This is a genomic window from Aquaspirillum serpens DSM 68, assembly GCF_000420525.1.
GTDB classification, from domain to species: Bacteria; Pseudomonadota; Gammaproteobacteria; order Burkholderiales; family Aquaspirillaceae; genus Aquaspirillum; species Aquaspirillum serpens.
This window is the reverse complement of the sequence record NZ_ATVC01000004.1, coordinates 1-12120: the sequence shown is the minus strand read 5'-3', so window position 1 is coordinate 12120 and position 12120 is coordinate 1. Positions and strand designations below refer to the sequence as shown.

At 50.1% G+C, this 12120-nt stretch carries 13 protein-coding genes; 12 read left to right on the top strand and 1 reads right to left on the bottom strand.

What is annotated here, in order from left to right; translation table 11 throughout:
* Positions 1 to 116 precede the first annotated feature (116 nt).
* From smpB to G465_RS0101485, 3 genes are all read left to right on the top strand, one after another.
* Positions 117 to 566, top strand: a complete 450-nt coding sequence (smpB, locus tag G465_RS0101500) for an SsrA-binding protein SmpB (RefSeq protein WP_022652712.1) — start codon at positions 117 to 119, stop codon at positions 564 to 566.
* A 33-nt stretch (positions 567 to 599) separates the two neighbouring features.
* Positions 600 to 2183: a glutamine-hydrolyzing GMP synthase gene (guaA, locus tag G465_RS0101495; protein WP_027405063.1), complete on the top strand. Its 1584-nt coding sequence runs from the start codon at positions 600 to 602 to the stop codon at positions 2181 to 2183.
* A gap of 184 nt (positions 2184 to 2367) precedes the next feature.
* A complete protein-coding gene (locus G465_RS0101485; protein WP_022652709.1) occupies positions 2368 to 2904 on the top strand; it encodes a DUF4440 domain-containing protein in 537 nt (178 codons plus the stop codon).
* Between the two features lie 65 nt (positions 2905 to 2969).
* Here the strand turns inward: G465_RS0101485 and G465_RS0101480 are convergent, their stop codons facing one another.
* Complete coding sequence (locus tag G465_RS0101480) at positions 2970 to 4574, bottom strand: methyl-accepting chemotaxis protein (RefSeq protein ID WP_022652708.1); 1605 nt, start codon at positions 4572 to 4574, stop codon at positions 2970 to 2972.
* Between the two features lie 224 nt (positions 4575 to 4798).
* Between G465_RS0101480 and glmS the strand changes: the two genes are divergently transcribed.
* From glmS to G465_RS0101435, 9 genes are all read left to right on the top strand, one after another.
* Complete coding sequence (glmS, locus tag G465_RS0101475) at positions 4799 to 6628, top strand: glutamine--fructose-6-phosphate transaminase (isomerizing) (protein ID WP_022652707.1); 1830 nt, start codon at positions 4799 to 4801, stop codon at positions 6626 to 6628.
* Between the two features lie 83 nt (positions 6629 to 6711).
* The gene (locus tag G465_RS0101470; protein ID WP_022652706.1) at positions 6712 to 8394 is read left to right on the top strand and encodes an AIPR family protein; all 1683 of its coding nucleotides are present in this window, start codon (positions 6712 to 6714) and stop codon (positions 8392 to 8394) included.
* Between the two features lie 213 nt (positions 8395 to 8607).
* Entirely contained in the window at positions 8608 to 8922 is a 315-nt protein-coding gene (locus tag G465_RS0101465; protein ID WP_022652705.1) for an ElaB/YgaM/YqjD family protein, read from the top strand.
* A 6-nt stretch (positions 8923 to 8928) separates the two neighbouring features.
* A complete protein-coding gene (locus G465_RS0101460; RefSeq protein ID WP_022652704.1) occupies positions 8929 to 9318 on the top strand; it encodes a phage holin family protein in 390 nt (129 codons plus the stop codon).
* Complete coding sequence (locus G465_RS0101455) at positions 9315 to 9590, top strand: hypothetical protein (protein WP_022652703.1); 276 nt, start codon at positions 9315 to 9317, stop codon at positions 9588 to 9590. Before G465_RS0101460 ends, G465_RS0101455 begins: the two co-directional genes overlap by 4 nt.
* 3 nt (positions 9591 to 9593) lie before the next feature.
* Entirely contained in the window at positions 9594 to 10310 is a 717-nt protein-coding gene (tadA, locus tag G465_RS15275) for a tRNA adenosine(34) deaminase TadA (protein WP_022652702.1), read from the top strand.
* Entirely contained in the window at positions 10310 to 10816 is a 507-nt protein-coding gene (locus G465_RS0101445; RefSeq protein WP_022652701.1) for a L,D-transpeptidase, read from the top strand. Before tadA ends, G465_RS0101445 begins: the two co-directional genes overlap by 1 nt.
* Positions 10807 to 11454 carry a L,D-transpeptidase gene (locus G465_RS0101440; protein WP_022652700.1) on the top strand — a complete coding sequence of 216 codons (648 nt, stop codon included), beginning with the start codon at positions 10807 to 10809 and terminating at the stop codon, positions 11452 to 11454. Before G465_RS0101445 ends, G465_RS0101440 begins: the two co-directional genes overlap by 10 nt.
* Before the next feature lie 257 nt (positions 11455 to 11711).
* Positions 11712 to 12120, top strand: a 409-nt coding sequence (locus G465_RS0101435) for a hypothetical protein (RefSeq protein ID WP_022652699.1), incomplete at its 3' end; no start/stop codon positions are given.

Here is a 12120-nt window from a genome sequence, read left to right as displayed (position 1 = left end):
AAAGTTGATTGGCAAACTCAGGGCTTGACTTTTTCTACCCACGCTAAACATCGGGTAGGCGGTCAAAAACTGGTACACTGGCAGATTATTTGCCTGTTTTGACAGGGGTAAGCGTCGTGAGCATCGTACAAAATAAAAAAGCAACCCATGATTATTTTATCGAAGAACGCTATGAAGCGGGGCTCGTCCTTGAAGGTTGGGAAGTGAAATCGATCCGTGCCGGTAAGGCACAGATTAAAGAAGCGTATGTGATTCTGAAAAACGGCGCTTTTTGGCTATTGGGTAGCCATATCACGCCTCTCTTGAGCGCTTCTAGCCACGTCCACCCCGACGCCACCCGCACCCGCAAGCTGTTACTCAAACAAAACGAAATTAACAAGCTGATTGGCTTGGTCGAGCGTTCGGGCTATACCTTAGTGCCATTAGACTTGCACTATTCCCGTGGGCGTATCAAAGCCAATATCGGTTTGGCGCGTGGTAAAAAACAACACGACAAACGCGAAAGCGAAAAAGAACGCGAATGGCAACGTGAACGGCAGCGAATCATGAAGGTTCACAACCGTTAATCGTTTCGCCTACTCTTTCTCTCTCTGACTGTGATGAACATGGATAAAATCCTCATTCTTGATTTTGGGTCACAAGTTACCCAATTGATCGCCCGCCGTGTGCGCGAGGCGCATGTTTACTGCGAATTACATTCGTTTGATATGTCGATCGATGACATCCGCGCTTTTGCACCCAAGGCCATTATTCTCTCTGGTGGGCCGAATTCGGTCTATGAATCGGACTACCAAGCCGACCCCGCTTTGTTTGAACTGGGCGTGCCGGTATTAGGGATTTGCTACGGCATGCAATGGATGGCGCAAACCTTGGGCGGCAAAGTGGAATCGGGCGATACCCGCGAATTTGGCTACGCCCAAATCCGTGCCCGTCATCATTCAAAATTGTTAGAAGGTCTGCAAGACAGCATCACTCCAGCTGGCGAAGGCTTGTTGGATGTATGGATGAGTCATGGCGATAAAGTAACTGAATTGCCAGCCGGTTTCCATGTGATTGCTGAAACACCGTCTTGCCCGATTGCGGCGATGGCAGACGAACAACGCCAATTCTACGGCGTGCAGTTCCACCCCGAAGTCACGCATACCAAACGTGGCACAGAAATGTTGCATCGCTTTGTGCTGCATATTGCCAATGCAAAACCAAGCTGGACCATGCCGAACTATATTGACGAAGCCGTCGCTAAAATCCGCGCCCAAGTGGGTGATGAGGAGGTGATTTTAGGCTTATCTGGTGGGGTAGATAGCTCGGTAGCGGCGGCGTTGATTCATCGTGCCATCGGCGACCAGCTGACTTGTGTGTTTGTCGATCATGGTCTGTTGCGTTTGAACGAAGGCCAGATGGTGATGGAGATGTTCGCGCAAAACTTAGGCGTGAAAGTGATCCATGTCGATGCCAGCGCAGCGTTTATGGGCAAATTGGCTGGCGTGACTGACCCTGAGCAAAAACGCAAGATTATCGGTGCAGAGTTTGTCGAGGTGTTCCAAGCGGAAGCGAAAAAACTCGAAAAAGCAAAATGGTTGGCACAGGGTACAATCTATCCCGATGTGATTGAATCGGCGGGAGCAAAAACTAAAAAAGCGCACACCATCAAGAGCCATCACAACGTAGGGGGCTTGCCGGAAACGTTGAATTTGAAGTTGCTCGAGCCGTTGCGTGAGTTGTTCAAAGATGAGGTGCGACAGTTGGGCGTGGCGTTGGGCCTGCCGGCTGAGATGGTCTATCGTCATCCTTTCCCCGGCCCGGGTTTGGGGGTGCGGATTCTTGGTGAGGTCAAAGCAGAATACGCACAGTTGTTGCAACGTGCGGATGCCATCTTTATCGAGGAGTTGCGTAATACCGTCGACGAAAAAACAGGTAAAAACTGGTACGACCTGACGAGCCAAGCATTTGCCGTGTTCTTGCCGGTGAAGTCGGTGGGGGTAATGGGTGATGGCCGCACTTATGAATGGGTGGTGGCGTTGCGTGCGGTGGTAACAAGTGACTTTATGACCGCACACTGGGCTGAGTTGCCTTATAGCCTGTTAGGTCGTGCCTCGAACCGGATCATCAATGAAGTACGCGGTATTAACCGTGTTGTCTATGATGTATCTGGCAAACCACCGGCAACGATTGAGTGGGAATAACCACGCCGTTAGTATCTGCCAATTTTGTAGGGAATAGTGCATCACCCCGAAGGATCGATGCGCTATTCCTGTGTTTTCTCGCGAAATTGCCGAATTTGCAATAAAAAAGGGGTGCCAAGTTGGGCGATTTCCGCCATGATTAGGACAAAACACTGTGTCCAAATAATAAAAGGTGGAATTTGCAATGAAACATGCCCTGCTCCCATTGAGCCTTGCTGGTGTTGTTGCCTTAACCGGCTGTGTCACCCCTCCCGTATCCCATCACTACGGTCCTGCCTACATCCAACCGGTTTACCAAGATGCTACATTTGCCCGCACGGAAATGTGCAAACTGACCAGTGAGGGCGAAATTGCTGCTTTATTTGATCGCTGGAACCAATCCTTACTCAGTGGCAACCCTAAACAAGTGGTGGCTAACTATGCTCCACGCTCGATTCTGCTTCCCACGGTATCAAACAAACCGCGTCTCTCTGCAGCAGAAAAACAAGATTACTTTGAACATTTCCTTGCCAATGGCCCAGTCGGAAAAATTGACCTGCGCCATATCGAAATTGGCTGCAATACTGCGGTTGATGCCGGCTTATATACCTTCTATTTCCGCAAAACCGGTGCCTCGGTCAGTGGCCGCTACAGCTACACCTACCGCTGGGATGGTCAAAACTGGTTGATTACCAGCCACCACTCCTCCGCCATGCCAGAAAAAGCGGGTGCGGCACATTAAGCATAAGCACCAAAATAAACAAAAAGCCCCCAGCAGTTGGGGGCTTTGGGCTGTGATGATGTTGATTAGCGGTTGATCCTAAAACGCTCGACGGCTTTTTCTAAGGCCAAAGCAAGGTCATGCAGGGTGTCGGCATGTTGCAAAGTGCTTTGTGTGGCGCTGTGGCTTTGTTCACTCATCACGGCAATATGTTGAATATTCTGTGCAATATCTCCACTGGCCGAGCGTTGTTCGCCCAACGCTTGGCTGATATAGGTAACCGCTTGTTGTACCTGACGGGCTTGCTGTTGTAATTCCGATACCGCCTGTTGGGCGGAGGAAACTTGATTGGTGCTGTTTTCTACCAATTGTCGGCCTGTTTCCATATTTTTCACCGCTTGTTCTGCACTGCTTTGCACGCGCTCGATCATCGCCGTGATTTCATGGGTTGATTGTGCGGTGCGTTCGGCCAGTTTGCGTACTTCATCCGCCACTACGGCAAACCCACGCCCCTGTTCCCCTGCACGGGCTGCTTCAATGGCGGCGTTAAGGGCCAATAAATTGGTTTGCTCGGCGATTTCTTGAATCACTTTCACAATGCTAGAAATATTTGCCGCATTGTTGCCCAATTCGCTCATCACGGCGGCGGAAGCTTCCATGCAATCATTGACTTGTCGAATCATATTACTGCTGTCGGTAATGGTATCGACACTGCGGCGAACTTGGACGCCGGTTTCACTGGTAATTCGATCGGCTTGCACGGCATGTTCTGCCACCTGACCAATGCTGTGGCTCATTTCTTCGACGGTGGCACTCATCCGTGTGGCGGCTTGGCTTTGTTCTAGCGCCAGCTGTGCCAGTTGTTTTTCATTTTGTTGCAATTCACCAATCGACTCGGCCACTTGTACGCTATAGCTGCGAATATCGCTGACTGTCCCTGCCAGTTGTTGCTGCATTTCTTTCATGGCAGATAACAGGCTATTGGGTGCTGCTGCATCGGTATGAATTGCTTGGTCCAAGTGCCCCGAGGCGATGGTACGCGTGACCTGCACTGCATAATTGAGTTCGCCACCAAGGTTGAGCATCAAACGGCGGGCAAACCAAATTGATGACAGGGTCAGAATCAACACAATCAATCCGCCGGTGCCGAGGGCAATCCACTGCGCTCTTTGTTCCCATGCCAAAGCCCCTGCGCGGGCTTGATCGGAAATGTGTTTTTGCTGTTCTAATAATGCTAATAAGGGTTTGCGTAGCTTTTGCCAAATGGGGATTTCTTTTTTGAACTCGGCTTGACCACCGGCTAAATCTTGTGCCTGAATCAACCGCATCACGCCATCGGCCATCGGTAACCAAGCTTGTTGCGCTTGAATAATCGTGCTCAGTTCGGGGTGGCTTTGGGCGCGTTGTTGTAAGGCGGCAGAGGCTTTTTCAAATTCAGTGCGCGCACGTTGGTATGAGCTAGGGGCATTCGGGTTATTGGGATTGAGCAACATGGCGTGCATGGCAAGACGAATACCCAGTGCTTCGGCATAGACAGAGTTCAGCTCTCGCTCCAAGGTCACATCTTGTTCTAAATGTTGGTCGAGAAGTTGATAGCTATAGCGCATCACGCCAAACACAATGACTAAAGCAGCCAAGGTCAAAATTGACGTTTGCACTACTAAAGCAATCATCCGTGCTTTTACATTCATACCGAATATCCCATGTCTTTTCTACAATTTCGCTAAAACCACCGGCACGGTGGCTATCCTAACAGAATTAAAACTTAACAAAACAATAAACCTTAGCTTATTTGTCATCAAACAAACTCGCCTTCAATGTTGGCTTTGCTGGCCCGATTCGATAGGGCTCGTTTTCCCGCAACGGCAGTGTCAAAATACCTGCTATTCCTCCATTTCAAGATAAAGGTTGCCGTATGTGTGGTGTTGTTGGCGCGATTGCCGCGCGAAATATCGTGCCGCTATTGATCGATGGTTTACGTCGTCTGGAATACCGTGGTTATGATTCTGCTGGGATTGCCGTGTTGACTGAACAAGGCATTGAGCGGGTGCGCCGTGTGGGACGAGTGGCAGAAATGCAGGCGGCGGCTGAGGCGGTGGAATTGGCCGCTGGCCTCGGCATTGGTCATACCCGTTGGGCGACGCATGGCGGGGTGACGGAACCGAATGCACACCCACATATTTCACGCGATCAAATTGCGGTGGTGCATAACGGTATTATCGAGAACCACGAAGCACAACGCGAACGATTGTTAGCACTCGGTTATGAATTTACGTCTCAGACCGATACCGAGGTGATTGCCCACCTGATTCATTATTACTACCAATCTACTGCCGACTTATTCGAAGCCACCCGTTTGGCGGTACGTGAATTGAGTGGCGCGTACGCTATCTGTGTGATGGCCTTGGATAGACCTGAGGAATTGGCCTGTGCCCGTATGGGCTGCCCGTTGTTGATTGGTTTAGGCGAAGGGGAAAATTTTATTGCCTCTGATGTGTCTGCTGTGTTGTCAGCGACGCGCCGTGTGATGTTTTTAGAAGAGGGCGATGTGGCACGCGTGAGCCGTCAGACGGTACAGGTGATTGACGGTCAAGATCAGCCGTGTGAGCGGCCGGTGTTGTTGTCGGATGTCTCTCTGGCTTCATTAGAGCTCGGCCCCTATAGCCACTTCATGCAAAAAGAAATTCACGAACAGCCTAAAGCCCTGAGCGATACGCTGGAGCAGATCCTTGAACAAGGCTTTACCCCCGATTTGTTCGGTGAACAAGCGGCTAGCCGCTTTAATGAGGTCACAGGTCTGCTTATTTTGGCATGTGGTACCAGTTATTACGCAGGTTTAACTGCCAAGTATTGGATTGAAGGCATTGCGGGGCTGCCATGTCATGTCGAAATTGCCAGTGAGTACCGCTATCGCGATGCTTGGGCCGATCCTAATTATTTGGTGGTGACGTTATCGCAATCTGGTGAAACGTTGGACACGGCGGAAGCATTAAAACGTGCCAAAGAATTGGGGCATAAAACCACGTTGTCGATTTGCAACGTGATGGGAAGTGCGATTCCTCGTGCTTCTGATTTGGTGTTTTATACCCGTGCCGGTGCAGAAATTGGCGTGGCATCGACCAAGGCGTTTACAACACAATTGCTGGCGCTGTTTACCTTGGCGGTGACTTTGGCAAAACAACGGCAACGCTTAGACGAGGCCACAGAAACCAGTTATCTGGATGCCCTACGCCATTTGCCCGGCAGTGTGCAACATGCGCTTAACCTCGAACCGCAGATTACCTTGTGGGCTGAACAATTTGCTAAGCGCCATCACGCTTTATTTTTGGGGCGCGGTGTGCACTATCCGATTGCGCTTGAAGGGGCATTAAAGCTGAAGGAAATTACCTACATTCATGCCGAAGCTTACCCCGCCGGTGAATTAAAGCATGGCCCATTGGCGTTGGTGGATGAGGATATGCCGGTGGTGGTCATTGCCCCGAACGACAGTCTGCTGGAAAAAGTGAAATCGAACATGCAAGAAGTCCGCGCTCGCGGTGGTGAGCTATTTGTCTTTGCCGATTTAGATAGCCACTTCCATGATTCTGAAGGGGTGCATGTCATTCGCACACCGCGTCATGTTGGGGTGTTGTCGCCGGTGGTGCATGCGATTCCGGTGCAATTGCTGGCGTATCACGCTGCGCTGGCGCGTGGTACTGATGTCGACAAACCGCGAAACCTTGCTAAGTCGGTAACAGTGGAATAACAGCGTTTAGCTGCTCTTGGATGGGCACAGTGATGTGTCCATCTAACTCAACTGTTGGAGAGAAATATTAATAGGATAATAGTATGAATATCAACGCCAGCATCATTGACCAGCGGGTAACCGGTATTGTTGAGGATCATCCCGAGTGGTTGCCAGAAGGGCATGACCTGAACAAGAAAAAATCAGCAGCATTTGTTTTGTTGTGCATCTCGACTTGTCTTGAGCTGCCTTTAGATGAAGCTGCTGAATTGATGACCGAAGGGGGTAATGATGCAGGTGTGGATGGGCTTCATATTGGTGAAGTCGAAGATGGCGAGTTTTTGGTGACGATATTTCAGGGAAAGTACAAAGTAAAAGACCTGAGCGGCGAGGCAAATTTTCCAGAAACGGGCGTCCAAAAGGCAGTGGGTACTGTATCGGTATTGTTTGACCCATACCGAAAAGTGGCTCTAAATGAAAAAATAGCGCCGAAAATTGAGGAAATTCGCTCTCTTATCCGTGATGCGTGCATCCCTAATGTGCGTGTTATTTTGTGCAATAACGGTGTGCAATGGGCAGCACAGGCTAATCATTGGATAGATGAGGCAAAAAAAGATTACGGTGATAAAGTGGATTTCATTCACTTTAATCACGACTCAATCGTCAATATTCTACAAAGAAGTAAAAAGGTTGATACGACATTGACCTTGAGTGGTCAAGCCATTGTCGAAGACATGAACTATATGCGTGTCCTCGTTGGCCGTGTGGCGGTGCAAGAGATTCATCGGCTGTTTAACGAACATGGCGACAGGCTGTTAGAACGAAATATCCGCCGCTACCTGGGTTTGCACACCAATCGTGTTAACACCGCGATTCATAACACCTTATGTGATCCACTTCGCTCGGATAAATTTTATTTTTATAACAATGGTATTACTGTGGTTTGTGATAAGTTCGATTACAACGCCTTTCAAAAATCAGATTACAAAGTACAGCTTAAAAATATGCAGGTGATCAACGGTGGTCAGACCTGCAAAACGATTCAGGAAACACTTAATCACGGCGGAATGTCTGGTCTTGTCGGTGAATCAGCGTATGTCATGGTGCGTATCTATCAACTGGCAGAAACAGATAAAGATTTCATCCAAGATATTACCTATGCCACCAATAGTCAGAATCCGGTGGATCTGCGTGATTTGCGTTCTAATGATGAGATTCAAAAACAACTTGAAATCGGAATAACCGATTTGGGCTATACCTACAAACGTCAGCGTGAAGAAGGGGGCGGCGGCTCGAATGTTGTGACCAGTTCGATTGTGGCCGAATCGGTATTAGCAATTTGGCGGGAACGGCCGCACCAAGCAAAATTTCGCCGTAAAGAACACTTTGGGAAGCTATATGACGACATTTTTAAGGCATTAAATGCGGCTCAAGCACTGCTGGCCGTGCTGATATTTCGGGCGGTTGAGAACGAAAGAAAACGGCCAACTTCTTTGACCCCACCCGATTATATGCCTTATGCCTCACACTATATTTCTATGCTGATTGGCCGCAGATTGCTGGCGGATATGTCTATCTCGCTCACAGAGGTGTCTCATCGCAATTTCCATCAAATTCTTAAAAAATTTGAAGACCAACACACGCAATATCATGCAAATGCGGTAAAAGATGTGGCAGAGGCACTGACGGCTTGTTATGGAAAGAGAGACGTATCACTACAACAACTTTCTGCAACTTTCCGGCGTGGTGATCTACTGGAATATCTACCGGCCCCTTTTCCTTTTTAATCGCGCATTATTCAAAGCCTATTTAATGTTCGTGGGTTGGGCCTTGTCAATTTGCCCCTCTCCCCGATATGTGTTGATGATTGCCTTGCTTAAGGCAAATGTGTTTCCGTTTTTCCTTGATGCTGTCAGACGTCAATGCAGTGTTTGACGCATGGCGCAAGGAAGGTTAGGATTCCCTGATATGTCAACGTGCAATAAATAAGGAGAACCACTATGTCCGATAATAGCCTCAGCCCAGAAAAACAAAACCTGTTGGCAGAAGTCAAAGATGTGATTCAACAAACTGAAACCATTTTGCAAGCCACCGCCGGCGAAGGCAACGAACAAGCGAAGGCCTTGAAACAAAAATTGGCGGCTAACTTGTCTGTTGCCAAAGACCGTTTGATTGCGGCGGAAGAAGTGGCTTTGGCGCGTGCTAAAGCGACTGCCCGTGCGACCGATCAATATGTGCACGAACATCCTTGGAAAGCTCTAGGCATTGGGGCTGCAGTCGGTTTCTTGTTGGGCATGTTGGTTTCCCGCCGTTAAGCTGGCATGACAGATCCCTTCTCTTCCGCGCCACCCCGTCGAGGGGTGCGCGGTTTTCTTGATACCCTCGCCCAGCTACTTTTCACCCGCGCCGAATTATTTAGCCTAGAAGCGCAAGAACACAAAGAGCAATTGGTTCATGCCATGTTATTAGGTGGTGTGGCTTTAGTGTGTTTCTTACTCGCTGGCGTGGCGGTATTACTGACGCTCTTTGCGGTGTTACCACCTGAATGGCGCGGTTGGCTATTGGCTGCGGTCGCTGTGTGTCTGTTGTTATCTTCGCTGTGGTTATTGCAGCGTCTTTCTGCTCATTTACGCCATACCCCGCCCCCATTCCATGATTCACTGCGTGAATTGCGCCGTGATTGGGATGTCCTCTCTGGAAAACAAAAATGAGACGGCATATCCAACAACGTCAGCTACAAAAAGAATTGCTTTTAATTAAAGGCGAAGCCTTGCGAACCCGTGCCCAGTGGGAGTTGCAACAAATCTCACGGCCAAACGAGGTGTTGAAATTTGGCTGGCGCTGGTTGAGTCAAGGTGGGCAACTGACGAAGTGGTTGCCTGCGGTATTGACCCTCCTGCCATCGGGACGGGTGGGGCGCGCATTGGGTTGGGTGGTGAAACTGGGCGTGGCATGGCGTATTTGGCGTGGCTGGCAACGATAGCGGATGTCAGATTTTTCGCTTATTCCGCCTAAAGCGCGGCAATGGTTAGCTCAACTTGGAATTACCTCACCTGACCAATTACAACAATTGACTGCCCACGCTGTATTTCAGGCCTTGCAACGGCGGCGTTTTCCGGTCAACCGGCGTTTGCTGTGGGGGCTGATGGCGATTGAACGGGGCTGTCATTGGTCACAACTGACTGACGAAGAAAAACAGCAGGCTTGGCAGGCGGTACAACAGGGCTTTCCCCCGTTAATGCCTGATGAGCTGCCAGTGGCTGAACAAGCGATGCAGTTGGCGTTGGCACAGGCACAATTGGCACAAGCTGTCGGTGAGGTGCCAGTGGGGGCGGTGGTGATGCAAGGCGATACCTTGATCGCAGTGGGGCACAATCTACCACGTCAACATCATGATCCCACTGCCCATGCTGAAATTGTTGCGTTGCGCCGTGCAGCAGAAAAACTCGCCAATTATCGCCTACAAGATTGCACGCTCTATGTGACCTTGGAGCCCTGTGTGATGTGTGCTGGCGCGATTTTGCATGCGCGCTTACAGCGTGTGGTGTTTGGGGCGTATGATGAGCGCGCTGGTGCGGCAGGCAGTGTGTGTGATGTTTTTGCTATGTCAGCATTGAATCACCAAACCGCTGTCAGCGGTGGTCTCCTCGCCACACCTTGCCGCGAGTTACTTCAACAATTCTTTGCCCAACGGCGGTCGTGATGTCGCTTGCGATTACCATCCATCTTCAGCAACAACGATTATTTGTATCCGATCAATGCACCGATACACTGATTGCCTGCTACCCGATTTCAACAGCAAAAAAGGGCGCAGGGGAACAACGCGGCAGTTATCAAACACCCCGTGGACAGCATTATATCCGTGCCAAAATTGGCGCCCATCTGCCTCGGGCAGCGGTGTTAGTGGGACGGCGTTGGACAGGTGAAGTGTGCGATGATGCACTCTTTGCGGCACAACCGGAGCGCGATTGGATTTTGTCACGCATTCTGTGGTTATGTGGTCGTGAAGTCGGGAAAAATCGTCTTGGTGAAGTCGATACCATGGCGCGCTACATCTACATTCATGGCACACCGGATGCGGTGAGCTTATCGACGCCGCAATCTCACGGCTGTATCCGGATGCACAACGATGATGTGATTGCCCTATTTGAACAAGTGTCCTGTTTTACGCCGGTGCAGATTGTTGAGGGTGATGTGTTATGCGGTTAACGGCTGCCTCGCTGTTGGTGGCTGTGCTGGCCTGTCCCCTCGGCCAAGCCAGCAGTAATACGGTGCACAATTATCTATTGCAACAACAACAGCTTGCGCTGTCTCCGCTGTTTCCTAATCCAAAACAGCCGGGTGTGCCGTGGATGAAGGTCGGTGTGAAAAGCCAAACCGTGGTGTTGTATGACGAGTACGGGCGTCAGCAACGGCGTTATTTGGCCTCGACAGCCAAACGCGGTTTGGGTGAGCGAGAGGGGTCTTATCAAACGCCTCGTGGTTGGCATCGGGTGTGCGATAAAGTTGGCGATGGCGCACCACTGGACACCATTTTATTTCGCCAAGCCATCACCCCTTGGCGGTATACGCCGCAACTGCACGCAGAATATCCAGAAAAAGATTGGATCTTGACCCGTATTCTGTGGTTATGTGGACAAGAACCGGGGTTAAACCAAGGCCAACTTGCCGACGGAACGGTCGTCGATAGCTATCGTCGCTTTATCTATATCCATGGCGCAGGTAGCCATGTCAAATGGGGTACACCAACGTCTTTAGGGTGTATTCGTCTCTCTAGTGCGGATGTGATCGATCTTTTCTCTTTAGCACCATTGGGAAGCGATGTTTTAATCGATCCTGATTTTTAACAAATTTAATAAAAAGTGATTTTTATCTTTTAATTGTTAAATTGCCGATTGAGAACCGTATAAATAACGCACTATACACATCAAGTTTTTTTCATAGAATCTCCGCAAGGAAACCCCTGACTTGAGTCAGGGGAGGAATTGCGAGTGCGCGAAGCGCACCCTGTGGTATAAACTGTGACGTATGGTTGATGTTGTCACGAAACATAATTGTGTCTATCAAACGGCATACCGAGTATGTCACCAAGAGGCGATGAGCGATGATGCGCACGGCGTCGATTTGGCTTGACACGACGACGGAACACGCGGGCCGTCTTGCAGCACTTCAAGTGGCCTATGCGGACGCCTGCAACCGTCTTGTTCCCATCGTGCGCGAGCACCGTCTGTACAACCGCGTCGGTCTGCACCAGCACACCTATACGATGCTGCGCGAAGCGACACCGCTGGGTAGTCAGATGTGCTGCAACGCCATTTTCTCGGTCTGCAAGGCGTATAAGGCACAAAAAGAACTCGGGTGCATCAGGAAGGATGCACCCATTCCCGACATCCGCTTCAACCGCGCCAGTGTCCACTTCGACAAACGCACCTACACCCTCAAAGGCAAGACCGTCTCGCTCTATACCCTCGATGGGCGTATCACCGTGCCGTTGCGTCTCGGCGAACACCAGC